Annotated in this window: 19 protein-coding genes; 9 read left to right on the forward strand and 10 right to left on the reverse strand. The window is 61.3% G+C overall.

The annotated features are described in order from the left end of the window. Positions 1 to 30 precede the first annotated feature (30 nt). Both RM2_RS14490 and dapA read right to left on the reverse strand, forming a co-directional pair. Entirely contained in the window at positions 31 to 996 is a 966-nt protein-coding gene (locus tag RM2_RS14490) for a DUF3293 domain-containing protein (protein ID WP_072690271.1), read from the reverse strand. 90 nt (positions 997 to 1,086) lie between these two features. Continuing rightward, entirely contained in the window at positions 1,087 to 1,977 is an 891-nt protein-coding gene (gene dapA / locus RM2_RS14495) for a 4-hydroxy-tetrahydrodipicolinate synthase (protein ID WP_072690272.1), read from the reverse strand. 55 nt (positions 1,978 to 2,032) lie between these two features. Between dapA and RM2_RS25245 the strand changes: the two genes are divergently transcribed. From RM2_RS25245 to RM2_RS24555, 3 genes are all read left to right on the forward strand, one after another. After that, positions 2,033 to 2,521, forward strand: a complete 489-nt coding sequence (locus tag RM2_RS25245) for a replication initiation protein (protein ID WP_245813948.1) — start codon at positions 2,033 to 2,035, stop codon at positions 2,519 to 2,521. Between the two features lie 592 nt (positions 2,522 to 3,113). Beyond that, entirely contained in the window at positions 3,114 to 3,248 is a 135-nt protein-coding gene (locus RM2_RS25645) for a hypothetical protein (protein WP_281250419.1), read from the forward strand. A 504-nt stretch (positions 3,249 to 3,752) separates the two neighbouring features. Next, positions 3,753 to 3,917: a hypothetical protein gene (locus RM2_RS24555; RefSeq protein WP_169846736.1), complete on the forward strand. Its 165-nt coding sequence runs from the start codon at positions 3,753 to 3,755 to the stop codon at positions 3,915 to 3,917. Positions 3,918 to 4,197: 280 nt separating this feature from the next. On the opposite strand, the gene RM2_RS14510 is transcribed toward RM2_RS24555, so the two are convergent. Then, entirely contained in the window at positions 4,198 to 4,818 is a 621-nt protein-coding gene (locus RM2_RS14510) for a YdeI/OmpD-associated family protein (RefSeq protein WP_072690274.1), read from the reverse strand. A 134-nt stretch (positions 4,819 to 4,952) separates the two neighbouring features. After that, complete coding sequence (locus RM2_RS14515; RefSeq protein ID WP_072690275.1) at positions 4,953 to 5,918, reverse strand: helix-turn-helix transcriptional regulator; 966 nt, start codon at positions 5,916 to 5,918, stop codon at positions 4,953 to 4,955. A gap of 110 nt (positions 5,919 to 6,028) precedes the next feature. Between RM2_RS14515 and RM2_RS14520 the strand changes: the two genes are divergently transcribed. The 4 genes from RM2_RS14520 to RM2_RS14530 all read left to right on the forward strand — a co-directional run bounded on the left by RM2_RS14520 (position 6,029) and on the right by RM2_RS14530 (position 8,170). After that, positions 6,029 to 6,970 carry an alpha/beta fold hydrolase gene (locus RM2_RS14520; RefSeq protein ID WP_072690332.1) on the forward strand — a complete coding sequence of 314 codons (942 nt, stop codon included), beginning with the start codon at positions 6,029 to 6,031 and terminating at the stop codon, positions 6,968 to 6,970. 81 nt (positions 6,971 to 7,051) lie between these two features. After that, positions 7,052 to 7,246 (forward strand): hypothetical protein, encoded by a 195-nt coding sequence (locus tag RM2_RS23975; RefSeq protein WP_139277777.1) that lies wholly within the window; start codon positions 7,052 to 7,054, stop codon positions 7,244 to 7,246. A gap of 274 nt (positions 7,247 to 7,520) precedes the next feature. Beyond that, the gene (locus RM2_RS14525) at positions 7,521 to 7,958 is read left to right on the forward strand and encodes a hypothetical protein (protein WP_139277778.1); all 438 of its coding nucleotides are present in this window, start codon (positions 7,521 to 7,523) and stop codon (positions 7,956 to 7,958) included. Between the two features lie 5 nt (positions 7,959 to 7,963). Continuing rightward, a complete protein-coding gene (locus tag RM2_RS14530) occupies positions 7,964 to 8,170 on the forward strand; it encodes a hypothetical protein (protein WP_072690277.1) in 207 nt (68 codons plus the stop codon). A 702-nt stretch (positions 8,171 to 8,872) separates the two neighbouring features. Here RM2_RS14530 and RM2_RS14540 read toward each other — a convergent pair. Continuing rightward, a complete protein-coding gene (locus RM2_RS14540; protein WP_072690278.1) occupies positions 8,873 to 9,469 on the reverse strand; it encodes an ISAs1 family transposase in 597 nt (198 codons plus the stop codon). 217 nt (positions 9,470 to 9,686) lie between these two features. On the opposite strand from RM2_RS14540, the gene RM2_RS14545 reads away from it, so the two are divergent. Beyond that, the gene (locus RM2_RS14545) at positions 9,687 to 10,397 is read left to right on the forward strand and encodes a cysteine hydrolase family protein (RefSeq protein WP_139277779.1); all 711 of its coding nucleotides are present in this window, start codon (positions 9,687 to 9,689) and stop codon (positions 10,395 to 10,397) included. Between the two features lie 135 nt (positions 10,398 to 10,532). Beyond that, positions 10,533 to 12,020 carry a purine-cytosine permease family protein gene (locus RM2_RS14550; protein ID WP_072690280.1) on the forward strand — a complete coding sequence of 496 codons (1,488 nt, stop codon included), beginning with the start codon at positions 10,533 to 10,535 and terminating at the stop codon, positions 12,018 to 12,020. 45 nt (positions 12,021 to 12,065) lie between these two features. Here RM2_RS14550 and RM2_RS14555 read toward each other — a convergent pair whose 3' ends face one another. The 5 genes from RM2_RS14555 to RM2_RS14575 are packed head-to-tail and all read right to left on the reverse strand — an operon-like array spanning position 12,066 to position 17,481. Continuing rightward, positions 12,066 to 12,569, reverse strand: a complete 504-nt coding sequence (locus RM2_RS14555; protein WP_072690281.1) for a ribose-5-phosphate isomerase — start codon at positions 12,567 to 12,569, stop codon at positions 12,066 to 12,068. Then, positions 12,569 to 14,329, reverse strand: coding sequence for a dihydroxyacetone kinase family protein (locus tag RM2_RS14560; protein WP_072690282.1), 1,761 nt, complete (start codon positions 14,327 to 14,329; stop codon positions 12,569 to 12,571). The genes RM2_RS14555 and RM2_RS14560 overlap by 1 nt, the downstream gene beginning before the upstream one ends. Positions 14,330 to 14,339: 10 nt before the next feature. Beyond that, entirely contained in the window at positions 14,340 to 15,464 is a 1,125-nt protein-coding gene (locus RM2_RS14565) for an ABC transporter ATP-binding protein (RefSeq protein ID WP_072690283.1), read from the reverse strand. Beyond that, positions 15,461 to 16,615: an ABC transporter ATP-binding protein gene (locus RM2_RS14570; protein WP_072690284.1), complete on the reverse strand. Its 1,155-nt coding sequence runs from the start codon at positions 16,613 to 16,615 to the stop codon at positions 15,461 to 15,463. Before RM2_RS14570 ends, RM2_RS14565 begins: the two co-directional genes overlap by 4 nt. After that, positions 16,615 to 17,481, reverse strand: a complete 867-nt coding sequence (locus tag RM2_RS14575; protein WP_072690285.1) for a carbohydrate ABC transporter permease — start codon at positions 17,479 to 17,481, stop codon at positions 16,615 to 16,617. Before RM2_RS14575 ends, RM2_RS14570 begins: the two co-directional genes overlap by 1 nt. Position 17,482: the final 1 nt, after the last annotated feature.

The following is a 17,482-nucleotide window of genomic DNA, read 5'->3' on the forward strand; positions in this document are numbered from 1 at the left end:
GGTGGATGCTGATCGACGATGGCGAAACCATCAAGCGGGTGTTTCGGTTGCTACCAATTCCCTCGCTGGGGGTGGTGATGGAGCGAGGATCCATCGGTGGACGGCGGATCGGTAACTGGCGCATGCCAGCAACGTCCACTGTGTCGAGTTCCAGGAGAATACCGCGACCTGCCCGAATCGGCAGCCGATCTTGCGGGCGTGATCGTCGGTCAGTCCGGACACTGCAACGCTGAGCTCCTGGTAGGTGCCGTCCTGCGCGCCTCCGACCGTTGCGAATGGCTCCAGGCCACGGCCGCAAAGATATTCGGTGAGGCGGCGGTAGCTCTCGCGTTCACGTTCGGTCCCGGGAAGTTCACCGGGTTGGCAGGCTGCGATGATGTGCAACGGACCGGCCGGGGGCCTGGTGTGGCCTGCAGCGTCGTCGGTGGGGATGATGCGAACGGCGCCGGTGGGTAGGTGAATGTCCACGACCGCCTCCGAATAGTCCTGCCAAAGGACATCGTTGGCGGCGGAGGCGGCCAACGAGGCAGGGCAGCGTCGTACCGCGAAGTCGACTCCGCTTACCCAGATCACGGACACCCCGTGATCGTGGAGCAGCTCGATCATTTCCTCAGCCGGTTCCTCCGGCAGCAGGATCGACCGGTGACTGTGCTCGAGGTAGCGGGCGTAGTCGAGGATCTGACCTAACGCGGTGCGCATCGTCGCCCTGTCGATCGTCGCCTTGACCTCGATCAGCTCGCGGTTCGTGTCGTCGAACAGGTCCACCACCAATGTGGTGTCGCCGAACGTGATTCGCCGACCGCTGACCTGATGCCCAATTCGGCGCAGATAGGTGAGGTAGGTGTTCTGCAGCTGCCCCTCGGTCCGTGAACGCTGCCGCGTAGTTGCAGGCTGCGCGGCGACCGAGAACTGTTCGACCTGGTGATGTTCGACCTCGCCGGCATTCACGACCACTACGTCAACCAGGAACCCTGCTGTGATGTCCCCCAACGTCATGCTTTGAAGGTACCGAGGGCACAGACATCCGCGCCCGGGGTCGGCTCTTCGAGAAGTGCCATCACAGACCTGCGCCGAGTTCCACTCCCGTCACAGCAGACCCGACGCGGCGAGCCCGGTTCGCAGGCGCTCGATGTGCTCGGCCGGCCCCTCCCGCAGCGGCATGCGGAGCTGGTCGGAATCGATGACACCGAGCATCTTGAGCGCTGCCTTCACCTGGATCGCGCCCTGCGAGGTGTGCATGATTGCGTCGACCGCAGGAATCAGTTGGGTGTGGATCTCGCGTGCACGCGCCAGGTCGCCCCTGTCCATGCAGGCGATCATCTCTGCGTAGAGGTCGCCTGCGACGTGCCCGACAACCGACACGACTCCGGTGGCGCCCTGCGCGAGGTGGGCGAGGTTGACTACGTCGTCCCCCGAATACCAGAGAAGATCGGTCTCGGCCATCAGTCGGCTCGCCTCGAACATTTCGCCCTTGGCATCCTTGACGGCCTTGACCTGCTCGATATCCGAGGCGCGCCGAATCGTGTCGGTCGTCAGGGCGGTTCCGGTGCGGCCGGGGATGTCGTACAGCATGACTGGCGTCTGGCCGCCTGCTTCGGCGACAAGGCGGAAGTGCTCGAGGATGCAGTCCTGCGGTGGCTTGTTGTAGTAAGGCGTGACCACTAGCAGCGCATCCGCTCCGCGGGCGACCATCTCCCGAGCCGCGCGCGTGGAGTGCTCGGTGTCGTTGGTGCCGCAACCAGCCATGACCGCGACTCGGTCGCCCACCGCCTCGACGACGGCCTGCACCGAGGAGTAGTCCTCCTCGTCGGTGGTCGTCGGGGATTCTCCCGTGGTGCCATTGACCAGAAGCCCGTCGTGCCCATGGTTGGCGAGGTGTACGGCGAGCCGCTGCAGCCCGTCGTAGTCGATCGAGCAATCATTGTGCATCGGAGTCACCATTGCGGTGATCATCCGGCCGAATGGGGTGTCCTCCATGGTTGATAAACACTACGCCCGACCGTCGCCTTCGGCATCGCCGACCGATCGCGAGATGTGTACGACGCACATCGGAAGACTCCGGCCCGCGGACCATCCCGCCCCGAACTGGGTGGCCCAGTCCCCGTCCGGGCGCGCGCACCTCGGGTGGTGGCTCGGCCCCAACCACATCTGCCGCACCGATTCAGCCCGCCTGACCCCCATTCGCTACGCGCACCGCATCGAAACCGGCCTCAAACTCTGTGTCGGCGGCGACTGCTCCTACGGCGGGCAACTCACCAAAAATCCTATCCACCCCGACTGCCGCCGTCGCCCCGGAGCGCGGCCAGACGGGCGGCAAGCGCGTCGACGACCCATAACAGTGGCCCGGTTGATGACAACGGTGGTGTTGCCTGTCTTGTCGACCACTACCCCGGGAAGATGGCTGGCACCGCTGAGCCCGGTGAATGGCAACACGGTCTGCTTGCGCCTGGTCGAGTTGGATCAGCTTTCAGGGCGGTCACTGCCCCGGTCGCGCGCGGCCCTTGACGAGGCCGTTTCGTAAACGACGGTTTGTGTCCCCTACCTGCGTTCGAATCGGATTTTGGCGTTTCCCAGGGACGTAACCAGGATAATTCCAAGGGACAAAACGTGAAGTGCCCCTCGCTCGCCGGAAGCGAGGAGGGGCACTTCAGTCTCTCAGATTGCAGCTGATGGAATTGACTCTCGATCACTGAGGCATGTTCTGCTTCCGCCACATGACAACCGCCGCGGAGAACCAAATTGCCAGAACGATCAGAGCTAGAGACCAGCCGAGGATCCCGCTAAAGTAGTTCCCCTGCAACATGATCGGGAGCATGACACCCAAAATGACCAATGCCGTACAGGCGGCGTTCAGTATTTGAAACCTCTGTCTGGTCATCCCTCAACTCTCATCCCCAAGCTTGTGCAAAGCAAGCTCCGAGGGTTCCTCCCCCAACAGCGCCGGCGGCCGCGATGCACGCAGAACAACCAACTGGGGAACCCCTTTAACCTGAGGATCTATGAGTTCAAGTGCATATGATGATGGAGGTACCTGGTGAAGCGCTATATCAGTGAGACTTGGGCGTGCAGTCCCGCGGCGAGGCCTAGGGGGTCTAATCGCCTTGGTCTTCATCATGACGGGTAGCACCTGGGGCGCCCAGGGCTTCAACCTGGCCGCGGGCGGCTTCGTGGCAGGCATGACATGTGGGGTCGCGGTTGTGCTGCTTATCGCCCGTGCATCGGTGAACTCGGCGGGTCCTGAACGCTAGATAGTTCCAGAACTACTGGGCATTGCAAGCAATGCCCCCGCATACGTTCCGAGTTCGAGGTCGATGCGGGCGCGAGAGCGCTCGCGAATGTGGCCGAGTTCCCCGACGAACGCGAGTGCGGTGGTGTAGTCGTCGTCGGTCAGTGGTGGCAGGTCAGGTCGTGGCGGTAGGCCGGGTACTCCCGAGCGTGTCCCAGGGTGCAAGTTGGCTCGGGTTTTCCGACGTTGATTCCCAACACGGGTTGTCGACAAGCACCAGGCCTACTCGGTCAGCTACTACGGATCTTCCGATTGTGTACATGGAGAACCGCCTGGTGCAGGGCCCTAGTAGGAGCCCGGTAGCAAGAAACACGATCATGAACGCATAGTCCCTGTTGGCCACGAACCACACCAGCAATCCGAGCGCCAGCACCAGGTGAATATGTCAATCTCATTCAGGTCCAGTAGGGCGGCTTGATCCGGACCCGCCCTGATGTATGGATCAGGGAGATTGCTGAGCTCGGGTATGAGCGAGTCGGTAGGAGTCCGTGCCGGTTTTGATGGTGTTGCCGCCGTGGTGGTCGAGACAAGCCTCTTGCTCGACCCTGAGTTCGCGGGCAAGAGTGCGGACAGGATTCCTGAGAAGCGGGCAGAAGTTCGCCGCCTGCTCAGGGTGATGATCGATACCTAGATCGACCGCGCCGGCGCAGAGAACGTCTGTGGCTGGATTCTCCGCCGAGGGACACCCTCGCGTTCAGATGATGACCGTTCCGATGACCATCGACGGCAAGCTTTCGATGAAACAGGTCTTACGGCTCCACGTGCACCTGACCGGACTCCGGACCTCGACGAGGATTTTTCTGACGGACTGGCCGTGCACTGGTGGATACCGCACTACCTGCCACACTGGACGACGTCAGACCGATCCGAAGCTCGCTACGGTTTCATACCGGGCGCGGTCGAATTGCGGATCAGCCGTGGGCACGTTGACCGATGGCCGCTTTGTTGACGATATGGGCGATTCGACCTGCCCGTGTTGCGTCTCGAGCGGCACTGACGATCCACCACAGCATCTGTTTGCGGGCGCTGGGCGGAAAACTGTCCCAGTTGCTTCGAGCTCGCGGGTCTCGGTCCAGCGCTGCCGTTAAGTCAGGTGGTTCCTCGAGGTCTTCGACTTGGTCGGAAATCGTCCACCAACCGTTGGATTTCGCGGCAGCAATGGCGTGGCGACCAGCGTCGGTCATGAGGCCATGCTTCTCCATATCGGCTGCGCGTTCGCGGTTGAGCCGGGTCCAGGAACTCTTGCGTCTACGTGGCGTGAACAGCTGCAGGCCGCGCTCTTCGTCGAGGATGGTGTTGGTGGAGTCGATCCAACCAAAGCAGATGGCTTCCTCGACGGCCCGGGGGTAGGGGCAGCGTGGTCGGCTGGTGGTGTTACGCCAGGAGCACAACCACCCTCCTCGGGCTGACGTGTGGTTGTGCGTCAGCCAAGTTCGCCACTGTTCCCGAGTCTCGGCGTGGATGATCGGGTAGTCGAACTTCCACGTTGGGGGGTGGACGGAAGCCGGTGGCGATGATTCCGAATTGGTCACTTACTCTCCCAGCTCAGAGGGAAACGGATACGTGTCTCGATAGACGAGGGACCGGCGTAGGGAACACGACCGCGAACTCGTCCCAGTGGCGACCTGGACATGCATGGCCTTGTCGCGCAATCCTCTTCTGGTCGTCACGGTGGCGAGACTCTGAGGTGAAGGGCGAGCTGCCTGACGGTGTCGGCGAGCTCGGCTGGTTCGATGACGACCACTGGGGCGGTGAGCGCAATGCGAGCAACCGTCATGGTGAGCCGGCCGAGATCTTCGCTGCGGATCTGGACAAGACAGGAGTCCGCTTGCACCTCGATTGGTGTGTGGTCAATCCATCGGAGCACACCCTCAAGGTCAGCGAACGTGGCTTGGATGGCGAGTCTCGCATCGTGGTGACGGGGTGTCGAGCCGACTGAGCTCGCGACGAAGCTCGCCGCATCACCGCCCGGGATCTCACGTGGCGTGAAATGACTGCCCGCCAGCCAGGGCTCCCAGAGCCGGTCCAGTCGAAACATTCGCCACCCACCACGATGTTGGTCCCATGCTACGAGATACCAACGACGTCCTGCCGTGACAAGGCGGTGCGGCTCGACCAGCCGTCTGCTGCTCTCGCCATCACCTCGCCGATAGTCAAAACGCACGTGCTCATGGTCGCGACATGCCGCGGCGAGCACACTGAGCGCTTCGGGGTCAACAATGTCGTCGTCGGCCCGCCGCATCGAAGTGACGCTCGAATGCAGCGCCGACACACGTCGGCGCAGGCGATGGGGCAGGAGTGTTTCGATCTTCGTCAGCGCGCGCAGCGACGTTTCTTCGATGCCGCTGATGGCGGCCTCAGCGGCGTAGCGCAGCCCGACGGCTACCGCGACGGCCTCGTCATCGTCGAGGACCAGAGGCGGCACGTGCGCCCCCGTTGCAAGTCGGTAGCCCCCGTATTTTCCGGACGTGGAATCGACCGGATAGCCCAGATCGCGTAGGCGATCGATGTCACGGCGCACCGTTCGCTCCGTGACCTCGAGGCGTGCGGAGAGCTCGGCACAGTGCCAGAAACGATGGGTCTGAAGGAGCGACAGCAGTTGCAGTGCTCGGCCTGTGGGATCGTTACGCATTTCTTCAGCTTGCCAACGATCTAGGACTTCATTTGTCCACGATGCTCCCTATCGTCGGAGCAACCGGTCGATCCGTACACAAGATCGGTAGTCAACCCAAAGGAGCATCCGTGAATCCATCCGACTTTCCCAAGCCTGTCCGTATCCCAGTCAACGGCGTGGAACTGGAAGTCTTTGAAGCAGGGCGACAAAATGCCGGGAAACCCATCGTGCTGTGTCACGGCTTCCCAGAGCATGCGTTTTCGTGGCGCCATCAGGTGCCCGCCCTTGTCGCGGCGGGCTACCACGTCATCGTCCCGAACCAGCGCGGCTACGGCAACTCATCCCGTCCGACCGAAGTAACGGACTATGACATTGAACATTTGTCGGGTGATCTCGTCGGACTTCTCGATCACTACGGCTACGAGGATGCCACCTTTGTCGGTCATGATTGGGGTGCCTTTGTCGTTTGGGGACTGACCCTGTTGCATCCGAACCGTGTAAATAGGGTGATCAACCTGAGCTTGCCTTACCAGGAGCGCGGAGAAAAACCCTGGATCGAGTTCATGGAAGCCGTGCTTGGCAGTGACTTCTATTTCGTCCACTTCAACCGGCAGCCGGGTGTCGCGGACGCCGTGTTCGAAGAGAACACATTCCAGTTCCTTCGCAACCTGTACCGGAAGAACGAGCCCCTCAAGGAGCCTCAACCGGGCATGGCGCTGATCGATCTCGCCAGAGCAGAAACACCACTCGGTGAGCCTCTGATGAGCGATAGCGAACTGGCCGTTTTCGTCTCCGCCTTCGAATCGACAGGGTTCACGGGCAGCATCAACTGGTACAGAAACCTCGATCGCAACTGGCGCCTGTTGGCGGATGTGGACCCGATCATCCAGCAGCCCGCGCTCATGATCTATGGCGACCGGGATGCGGTCGCGAGGTCTGAAAACCTGGCAGAGTTCGTGCCCAATGTTGAAGTGGTCAATCTCGATTGCGGTCATTGGATCCAACAGGAAAGGCCGGAAGAAACAAACCAAGCGATTTTGAAATGGCTGGACCAGCAGGATGCCACCTAGTCCCAGAAGCGTTTCAAGGTTGAGCATGCCCTCCGGCTTGAACGGAACAAATCGACCGTAGTGCACACGAGTGCAGGCGGCGTGCACGGGAAAGTTTATCCTCCCGTGCACGCCGCCTGGTCGGGCAGAAAGGCGTCGATTCGTTCGCCACCCAGCATCGGTGAGCCATCGTTGTACGGGCGTCGGCACGCCGTCCTTGCCGTCGACACCGACCACGAGTTCTCCGACGAGGACGGGGTCGAAGGGAACGTCTGGATCTCGGGGCAGGTGCGGTAGGTATCGTCCGAGGCGGCCGAGCCGCCACATCACCAGCATGTCCCATGAATCTCGACGCGGCGCGGGCGGCGACAGTAGATCGATCGGTAGCCCGAATCTGCCGCGCAATCTGGTTTGCGCAGCTAGCCTCCCGTGAAGAACATGCAAGTCGGTATGTTCTTCGTGTATACGAAAGGCTCTCTGTGAAAATACTCGCCAGAACGGGTGTTTTAGCCGTCGCTGTTGCTGCGGCCGCCAGGCAGCTGCCACTGCCGAGGTCGTGCAGAACCCCACCATGGAGTCTGTCACCGAACTGCAGACGACCTTGAAGTCCCAGGGCATCACCCCGGAGGTCAGCACCGGCAAGGGTGTGCAGAAGAAGGAATACGACGTGACCCAACCCGGGGGGCCTCGGGTCGTCATCGAGACCACTGGGCCGGCGCCTTTGGCGCCGGGCGAGATCGCTCCGAAGCTCCGCGCGGGGGTCGGCAGCGGAATCTATCTCTACCTGAACCAAACGGATCAGAAAGTGCTGGCCACCGCTGGCGCAGCGGCGCTGGGTGTCGCCGTCTGCGCCATTCCGTATATCGGCCAAGCCGGCTGCGCGAGTGCGGTGGGTGCGTTGGTCGGCGCGGCCGCGTACATTGCAGCGAACGGCATTTGTCGCCCAGGTGAGTTAGAGATCAACTATGCGGACTTCCCTAACCCACTCCCTTCATTCAAATGCGTCTGAGGAAAATGCGTCTGAGGAAAAACGAGGTTCAAGGCCTGACCGCTGGTTTGGTGGTTCTGACGATAGGTTCGGTCGTCGCTGGTGCGCAGTTCCGTTCCTGGTCCGTGGTCGCGCAGATCGTCATCGTGGGGCTCATCTTCGGTGCCGCAACGCTTGTGGCGGTTCGTCTACTGATCTCGCCGAAGGACGAACAACCGAAGAAGAAGGAGTGACAGCTGCCTCAGCTCGTGAGGCAATGGCCTGTTCACACCGAGTCAGACTCACCGATGTCAATGCGGTTCCCCCGTTCATCGGACAGTCCCACGGCGAACATGACAGGTCGGTGTTTTGACGTGAGTTGTGCGGTCGTCAGGTGAAATGGCGGCCCCATCCCATGTCGTAGGCCCGTTCTACACTGCTGGCGCGACGAGAAAGAGGTCGCCGCACACTGCCTTGGCCGACAGGGAACATTCCCTGTCGGCCCTGATTCGAGAAGTTTCTCGGATCGGCGGGGTGTGGCGACCTTTTCCTGTTCTACCGGCGCAGCGGCGGGGTCCTAGATTGCGTGCGCCACGGCACCGCGGTCGGCTTGCCCGTGGAGCTCGGTTTCCTGCTCGAACGCGATCTCACTCTCTTCGCCGGGGCCTTCCCGCCGCGTTGACAAACACGCCCGTCCCGGACAACCCTGTCAGACCCCCGCCCTACCGTCAGGTCGGCGGTAACAGTATGGCGCGCACAGGAAGACCGATCGTGACAGCACTCGACGCTCTCCCCTTCCCGGGGATCGCCGCGAGACCCTCCCTCACCGGCGGTGAGCAGCTGACCCTGATCGGAGTGCCCCAACCTGCGCGCATCCCCCACCATCTGTGGCAGCAATGGCTCGACGATCCCCACGTCGTAGCCCGTTTCGTAGCGAAACGCTACCGGCGCCGCGATCACCAATGCTGGCCCTGGCTCGGAGCCGTCTCCTCCACCGGGCACGGTTCCTTCCGTGCCGCAGCGACCTCGGGGGCCTTCACCGTGCACCGCTCCCGCCGCCCGTGCCCGACCATTGAGGACGCGACCGGAATGCCGTTCCACGGCAATGCTTTCAACCGAGACAACAGGGACGGCTGATTGTTCTTGACGGTGAACACGTAGTGCCCACCCCGGCCGACGATGTAGTCGGCTGCGCCCCGTTGGCGGTGCAGGGCGTCCGCGGTGACGGCGACATCGGAGAGATCGAGCGGGTCGAGCAGTGCGGTGAGCCTCGGAATCTCGTTGATCTTCGCACCAACCTCGACCAGCCCGAGCACCACCCCGGTGTCATGGTCGAGTGTGGCCAGCCGATGCGTCAGGCACCCGGCCGCATCTCTCGCGCCGCGCAGGGTCTTGCCGTCGACGGCGATCACCCGACGCGCCCCGGCACACGTCGCCGGTAGCGCCAACCCCAGGATCGCCGGCAACCTGTGCCGGATACCACGGCGGGCGCGAGGATCCGGCACCCGTGTGAGCGTATCGAAGATCCCCGCGTCGAACACGGTCACGGGCATGGGAGAAGATTGGGCTGCGGGCACGGTGCGTTCCTCGTGATGGTGCTTGTATAGGAACTCGAATCATCCCCGAGACTGTCGTGCCCGCCCGAATCCACATCCTCGGACCACCAACCCGACGCTGAATTCGCAGTTCAGGGCACCCCACTCACGACTTTGCCGGAGCCCTGGTTTCTCGCCGAGCGCATACTGCGAAAGCAGGATACGATCTGGCTCGTTGACGAGTGAAGGTAAATCAATGGTAAACAAAAGAAATACTGCACTTCTTGTCATAGATATGCAGAAGGAAAGTAAATACGGTATCGAGCACATGCAGGAAGCGGTGGATTCCGCCGAATCCCTGATCGATGCCTGCCGATCGTTGTCGGTCCCGGTCATTTACACCAGACACGTCAGCCGAGTAGACGGTGCGGGACTGATCAATAACGAGGTTGTCGATGATTCGGGGAAACCCATTTTTTACCGGTCCGATACCGAGAATCTCGAGGTGATTGACCAACTCAGGCCGCATTCCGGGGAGGTCGTGATCGACAAGTATCGGTGGAGTGGATTCCACGAGACTTCCCTGGATCTCATGCTTCGTACCCAGAAAATTGAAACAGTGATTGTGATCGGATTTACGACCGATTGCTGCGTATTGACCACCGTGTTCGATGCCTTCTCCCGCAACTATGATGTCGTACTGGTGAAGGATGCTTGCGCGGCCACCAATTCTGGTGCCCACAAGGCGGCAATTCTGAACATGGCGAATTGGACTTACGGGATCGAAATCATCGACTCCGGTGAACTGATCAACAAGATGTCCGGGTCCGCGTTCACATCGTGGAAGGCAACCGCACCTGATCTGGTCGCCTACTCGAGCAAGAGGATCGACGACGCCTATGAGTCTCTCTCGGCAGAATTCAAGGGAGACGTATTCAATGACTGAGTATGATCAGGGTGCGAACGTCGATCCCGATGAATCCACTGATCTTACGAGAACCGATCAAGTTCTGATGCTGGTATTGGCTGTAACCCCCATCGCCCTTTCGACCTGGTGGTACATCGCGCAGGGGATACCGGCGTGAGTGGTGAAGCTTCCACGTCCCTACCGCTGAAGAAATCGCAACGCTACGCCGGTTTCTTCTCGATCTTCTGGCTGTGGGCCGGAGGCAATGTTCTGCTTACGAACTTCATCTCCGGATCTTCGTATGCCAGCGGTCTCGGATTTCGGAATATGCTGGTGATCACTGTCACCGGATTCATGCTCGGATTCGCCTTCTGCTCATGGAATTCTCAGCGCAGTGCGCGATACGGAATCGATGAGATCGTGTCGCTGCGCCCGACATTCGGCCATCGAGGTTCCGCATATGGAACGATGGTTCTCGTCTGTATCAATTTTGGCTGGGTCGGAATTCTGGCTGCGCTCGCTGGTACAGCCACGCAGATCGTGGCCAATGGCCAGGGAGTCAGCTTCGCAGGCGACTACTACGTGTATTCGATCGGTGCGGGTATCGTCATTCCGTTGCTCATCGTCGCCTACAGTCAAAAGGCTGCGTTCACGGTTTCGCGGTTGGTTGTGCCGCTACTGGTGGCCTTCATTGGGTATATCGTCGTCAGACTGTTCATCGATGGTCATATGCCGACGATAGTGAACAAACCCGGTGACGGAAGTTCCGATTGGGCGATTGCATTCGAAATCATCTTTGCCTTTTCGATATCTTGGTTCCCCTACCTTGGATCGTGGAACAGATTTTCCAAAACCGAGAAATCGAGTTTTTGGGGAACATACCTCGGGTTGTTGGTGACCGGTGTCATGTTTGCCGTCGTGGGCGGCATGGCGACGCTGGCAACCGGAGAGATTGATCCAGCCATTTGGGCCAATCAACTAGACCTAGGATTGGTGTCTCTACTCATCATCGTTCTCGGCACCATTACGTCGGTCACGCATCTTCTCGGTTCGGGGTCGATGGGTATTCTGAGCACTTTCCCAGGCACAAACTACAGAATTGTGTGTGTGCTGGTCACCGTTCCATCGCTGATATTTGTCTTCGGTTCATCATTGGAGGGCATCTTCGACACCCTGCTCATCTTTATCGGTTTGCTCGTGGGGCCGTATTGGGCGGTGGCGCTCGTCGACTATTTCTTCCTTCGCCGACAGCGCATCGATGCGAAAGCGTGCTTCGATACGTCCGGGCCGTATTGGTACAGTCGCGGTTTCAACATCTTGGCTTTCGCAAGCACCGCGGTCGGGATGATCGTATGGGTGTTCCTCGGTGGTTGGGAGAGCGGCTTTTCGATCCTGACATTCACCGCGGGCCAGGAAGCCTTCGGCTACATCAGTGCCACGCTTCCTGCCATGGCCGCGTCGGGCGGGGTCTACTACGTACTTGGTAGGACCGTGATCCCGAAGTTGGGCATGGGCGGGTACGTTGCGCACACGAACGCCGGTAACTCCGACGACGCTATGGCCGGACCAGCAGTCGAGGTCGGAGGGTCGGGAGAAGGCTCACTAGTCGCTCGAAAGGAAATGACAGCCCCGCCTGGTACTGGGCATGATCACATTTCGTGACGGCCATGACTTTCAGGTGGAACCGCGTAGAATCGTCAAGACTGTTCAGTCGCCGACTGTCCCGGCAGTGTCCAACGCCGTCGCGAGTGGGCCGGACTCGTACGAACTGATGTCGGCAACCTTTGCAGCAGAGTCAGATTCGGGATCGAATTGGTAACCGAGCCATTCTTTGGCGAGACGTCGGGCCAGTTCGATCCCGACGACCCTCTGCCCGAAGCAGAGCACCTGGGCGTCGTTGCTGAGCACCGATCGCTCCACGGAGAAACTGTCGTGTGCGGTCACCGCGCGGATCCCTGGCACCTTATTGGCGCTGATCGCAACACCCAACCCGGTGCCGCACACCAGTAGTGCACGATCTGCGTTACCGTCGGCGATCATGCGCGCAGCGGTGACCGCGACGTGCGGATATGCGGTGTGCTCGTCGTTTCCCACTCCCACGTCGGTCACCTCGGCGACCCGATCATCGGATTCGAGGTCGGCCTTCAGGGCGTTCTTGTACTCCAGTCCGGCATCATCACAACCGACAACGATCCTCAGTCGTTCTGGCATCAGCGCACTCCTTCCGTATTGTGCTGGTAAGCCGCTTCGTCGTTGCGTGCCTCGAACGCATCAATGACGGCTCGCACGCACATCGCTAACGAAACTGCGCCCGCATCGGGTGTTCCGACGCTGCGCTCGGCCAATGGTCTCGCTCGGCCGATCCTCGGTCTCAACTCTGTGGTTGCAGCCGCGGCCTGCTCCGCGATCTCAGCTGCACCTCGCCACGCCGTCAACCATGACTTACCATGCGTCACAGATTGTTCCACCGCTTCGACAAAGGGAAGCAAGGAGTCGAGCATGGTCTTGTCGCCAGGCTTGGCGCCGCCCAAACGAACCAGCACGTCATAGCCGGCGCGCAGTGCGTCGGCAACATCGCGGTTCGACGGAGTTCCGGTGTCGCCCAACCGTCCGCCCAGTGCGGTGAGTGCCGCCCCCCACAGCACGCCGGACGTGCCACCCGCTTTCGTGGCCCACGCCTCTCCCGCCCCCACCAGTACCCCGCCCTGGCCTGCGCCATCCGCGACGGCATCGTCCGCAGCAGCGAGCGCAGCGGTGGAGCCCTTCACCATTCCCCTGCCATGATCACCATCGCCGGCGACGGCATCGATGCGGCCCAGTTCGTCCTCCGCGGAGACCATGCGTTCCTTCATTGCGCGAATCGCACGAGCGACCGCGACGCCGCACTCTCGGGCCGCGCCGTCGGATACCGTCACAGGGCGCTTGTGTTCGACCTCCTGGTGAGCAGTGCGCCGGTTGGCGTCCGGGGTTCGCGCCAGACCGCCGCGCCTGTATGCCGGGGTATCCGCTGGCGCCGTCCAGAAGCCCTCGAGTTCGTCGTCGAGCCACATGAGGGTCAACGAACACCCGGCCATGTCGAGACTGGTCACCAGTTCTCCGACTTCGGGTCGGACCACGGCGTACCCCGACTCCCGTAACAGGGGTGCCATCGTGCCCCAGACGACGAACAACTCCTCGTACTTGGTGCGCCCGAGGCCGTTGAGGATCACGGCGATTCGGGCACCGGCGCCACCCGGCTTCTGCTCGAGTACCCCGGATACCAGTAGCCGGGCGAGTTCGTCGGCGGTCGGCATCGTGTGCGAGGCCACCCCGGGTTCTCCGTGAATGCCGAGGCCGAGACCCATCGTTCCCTTGTCCACGGTGAAGAGCGGATCTGCGGCGCCCGGCATCGTGCACCCGTCGAATGCCACGCCCAGGGTCCGGGTGTTGTCGTTGGCCGATTGGGCGACCCGCATCACCCCATCGAGGTCGTATCCGGCCTCCGCGGCCGCAGAAGCACATTTGAAAACCGTGAAGTCCCCGGCGATCCCGCGACGTTTCGCGACGTCATCGGCCGGAGCGCTCGCGACGTCATCGGTGACGGCGAGGTACCGGGCGTCGATTCCATCCGCTGTCAGTTGCTCGACCGCGAGGCCGAAGTTCATCACGTCACCCGCGTAGTTCCCGGTGGTAAGCAACACGCCAGCACCCCCCTCAGCGACCCGGGCCACGGACGCGGCGTCGGCTGCGGAGGGTGAGGTGAAGATGTTCCCGACCACGGCGCCGTCGGCGAATCCGGGTCCGACTACTCCGCAGAACGCCGGATAGTGCCCCGATCCTCCACCCACCACGACGGCCACCTTGCCGGGTGGTGTAGAAGTTGCCCGGACAACGCCACCAGGGACACCGACCACATAGTCGGAGTTGGCGTCGAGGAATCCGGTGAGCATGTCTTCAGTGAACGACGCAGGGTCATTGAATAGTCGTGTCATGTGATGGCCTCTATCGCAATCTATTTCCAGTATCGGGATCGAACAGGTATATCTGATTCGGAGGTGCCCACAGCGTGCAAACGTCGTGGGGTTTGAAGCTCTCTTGCGCTGGGGTCTGAACGAGTACTGATGCGTCGACTCCGGTAACCTCCAGACTTGCCTGGCCGAATTCCATCAGGTGCTCGAAGTACTGCACTGATGCCGACACCTGACCGGTGCTCGCGGTAGCAATCGAGATCAAGGTGTCTTGCGGGCGGATTCCGACCTTGACCGCTTGACCATCGGCGACGGAAGATACGGCGACGGGCATTCTTCCGGTGCCGATCTCGACGCTCGGTGCCCCTCTGTCGCGACGAACAACTCCGTCGAGCACATTGATCTGCGGTTCGCCGACGAAACCGGCGACAAAGAGATTTGCTGGGTCGTCGAAGACCTCGTCGGGGGTTCCGAACTGCGCGATGATGCCGCCGTCCATCACTGCGAGTCGATCCGCCAGGCTCAGCGCCTCGACCTGATCGTGCGTGACGACGATGGTGGTATAGCCGAACTCGCGTTGCAGCACCTTGAGTTCGCGCCGCACGCGTTGGCGGGCAGATGCGTCCAGGTGCGAAAGTGGTTCGTCCAGCAGTAAAATCGGGGGATTGCGTACGAGCGCACGTGCAAGTGCCACCCGCTGTTTCTGGCCGCTGGACAGGCTCGCCGGCCGCAAGTCGAGTAGGTCCTGCATCTCGAGGCGCCGGGCGATGGTGTTCACGAGTTCGTTGGCCCGGGGCACCTTGCGGGCAAGGAGACCGTAGCTCAGATTTTCCCGAACCGACAGCGGAGGGTAAAGTGCGTAGCTTTCGAATCCCACTCCAACGCCGCGCTTTCCGGGTGGAAGATTCGTGATGGTCCGGTCGCCAATGCGGATGTCGCCGCTCGTGACCGTCTCCAGTCCCGCGATCATTCGCAGCGTCGTCGTCTTACCGCAACCAGAGGGGCCCAGCAGCGCGATCAATTCGCCCGGCGCGATATCGAGTTCGATTCCCTTGACTGCCTGGAAGCTTTCTCGACCGCGTGACATGTAGGTCTTGGTGAGGTGCTCGAGCGTGAGGCTCTGCGCGACCGACGTCGTTCGATCCCTGGTGGCAGTCACTGTCTCTCCTCCTGTTTCGGTGCCGACTCGGGTCCGTTCGCCGCGTCGCCGAGGCGTTTACTCTCTTCGCCTTCGGCGGCACCCTCGAAGATGTGAATATCGGCCAGCGGCACCTGGACGACTACGTTCGCGTTCTCCCTGATGTGGGGTCCGCCCTTCGACAGGGCGATGAGCGAGGTGCCTCCGATATCGACCGATACCTCGACATTGCGGCCCAGGCGTTCTGCCAGCAAGATCCTTCCGGACAGATTGACGATGTCGGCGTCGTCGCTCTCGGACTCGGTGACCGTGACGTCGCATGGCCGAATGCCGAGCCGTGCATTGACACCATTGCCGAGCCCGAACGCCGCGGGCAGGTCGACCTCGATGCCGCTGCCGAGCACTCGAAGCGAGTTGTCGTCCACCGTCGCATCGAAGATGTTGATTTCAGGCTGGCCGAGTGCCTTCGCGACGAAGGTGTTGTGCGGTGCCCGCCAGATGACTTCGGGGGTGTCGACCTGAACCAATCGGCCGTGACGGAGAATCGCGATCCGGTCACCGAGCGCCAGCGCCTCCTGGTAGTCGTGTGTGACGTACACGGTGGTGGTGGTGTTGGACATGTGCCCGAGTTGACGTAGTTCTGCACGCATGGCGCCACGTAGCTTGGCGTCCAGGTGGGACAGCGGTTCGTCGAGCAGGTAGACATCGGCGGGCCGAACCAGCACGCGTCCGAGGGCCACGCGTTGTCTCTGTCCGTTGGACAGCTCCCGTGGGAATCGCTCGAGCAGATGATTGATGCCGAGGGTCTTCGTGACGGAATCGATGCGTTCGCGCCGTTCGGCTTCGGAGTACTTGCCCGTTCGCCCCGACCTCAGCGGTGACTCCAGGTTCTGCGACACCGTCTTCTGCGGGTACAGAGCGTAGCTCTCGAATGCCATCGCGACGTTGCGATTGTACGGCTCCACCAGCGTCATGTCGGTACCACCGATGGCCACCGATCCGCAGTCGATATCAACCAGCCCTGCAATGGATTTCAGAGTGGTGGTCTTCCCTGCACCGGAGGGCCCGAGGATGACGAAGAACTCGCCCTCGGATATGTCCAGCGCAAGATCGTCGATGCCGACGGTTTCGCCGAAGTGCTTGGTCAGTCCGCTGAGCGTTAATCGAGCCATCAGGCTTTCACCGCCCCAAACGAAAGCCCGCGCACCAGGTAACGCTGGATAGTCAGGGCGAGAACGAGCGGTGGCAGTGCTGCGATCACCGCGGCCGCAGCCGTGAGGTTGTAGTAGGCCTGACCGCCGCCGCCGAGATACTTGGTAATGGCCACGGTGACAGTACTGGCATTGCTGTCGCTCAGGATGAGCGGGAACACATAGTTGTTCCACGCGAAGATGAAGGCGAGTAAGGCGGCAGCCGCAATCCCCGGTCGCACCAGAGGAAGAGCCACCATCACGAAAGCTTGGCGGCGAGTGTATCCGTCCAGCAAAGCGGCTTGCTCCAAGTCCTCCGGCAGATCTTGGAAATATGATCGCAAGATCCACACCACAAGTGGCATGGTCACCAACTGCAGCACCCACACCATCCCGAGTTTGGTGTCGAACAAGCCGATCTGGTTGTAAATTACGAACAGGGGCACGATCACCATCAACTCCGGTGCGAATCGGAACGAGAGCATCTGGAACATCAGATCGTTGGACCCCTTGTACTGCCACCGGCCCGCGGCGTACGCCGCCGGAATTCCGATCACCAACGAGACCAGCACGGCGCCACCACAGTTGATGAGGCTGGTAATCAGCGCAGCCTTGAAATCGACACTGGTCAAGTCGGTGCCCCGTTGGCTGAGTACGGTGCCGAAGTTCTCGAAAGTGGGGCTGAACTTGAAATAGGTGGTCGTCTGTTCGGCGGGCGTCTTGAGCGCCAGCAGGAACATCCAAACGATCGGAAACAGGGAGAAGATGAACCATAGAAGGATGACCAGGTCGGCGCCTACCGAGGCCGGCGTGAAGCGTCTTTGTCCGGGCAAGAGTTCTCTCGACATG

Source organism: Rhodococcus marinonascens NBRC 14363 (assembly GCF_001894885.1).
Taxonomy (GTDB): domain Bacteria; phylum Actinomycetota; class Actinomycetes; order Mycobacteriales; family Mycobacteriaceae; genus Rhodococcus_F; species Rhodococcus_F marinonascens.

Coding starts and splice junctions, on each gene's coding strand:
- RM2_RS14490 (WP_072690271.1), bottom strand. CDS start 996: ATGACGTTGGGGGACATCACAGCAGGGTTCCTGGTTGACGTAGTGGTC.
- dapA (WP_072690272.1), bottom strand. CDS start 1,977: ATGGAGGACACCCCATTCGGCCGGATGATCACCGCAATGGTGACTCCG.
- RM2_RS25245 (WP_245813948.1), top strand. CDS start 2,033: ATGTGTACGACGCACATCGGAAGACTCCGGCCCGCGGACCATCCCGCC.
- RM2_RS25645 (WP_281250419.1), top strand. CDS start 3,114: ATGACGGGTAGCACCTGGGGCGCCCAGGGCTTCAACCTGGCCGCGGGC.
- RM2_RS24555 (WP_169846736.1), top strand. CDS start 3,753: ATGAGCGAGTCGGTAGGAGTCCGTGCCGGTTTTGATGGTGTTGCCGCC.
- RM2_RS14515 (WP_072690275.1), bottom strand. CDS start 5,918: ATGCGTAACGATCCCACAGGCCGAGCACTGCAACTGCTGTCGCTCCTT.
- RM2_RS14525 (WP_139277778.1), top strand. CDS start 7,521: ATGGAGTCTGTCACCGAACTGCAGACGACCTTGAAGTCCCAGGGCATC.
- RM2_RS14530 (WP_072690277.1), top strand. CDS start 7,964: ATGCGTCTGAGGAAAAACGAGGTTCAAGGCCTGACCGCTGGTTTGGTG.
- RM2_RS14540 (WP_072690278.1), bottom strand. CDS start 9,469: ATGCCCGTGACCGTGTTCGACGCGGGGATCTTCGATACGCTCACACGG.
- RM2_RS14555 (WP_072690281.1), bottom strand. CDS start 12,569: ATGCCAGAACGACTGAGGATCGTTGTCGGTTGTGATGATGCCGGACTG.
- RM2_RS14560 (WP_072690282.1), bottom strand. CDS start 14,329: ATGACACGACTATTCAATGACCCTGCGTCGTTCACTGAAGACATGCTC.
- RM2_RS14570 (WP_072690284.1), bottom strand. CDS start 16,615: ATGGCTCGATTAACGCTCAGCGGACTGACCAAGCACTTCGGCGAAACC.
- RM2_RS14575 (WP_072690285.1), bottom strand. CDS start 17,481: ATGTCGAGAGAACTCTTGCCCGGACAAAGACGCTTCACGCCGGCCTCG.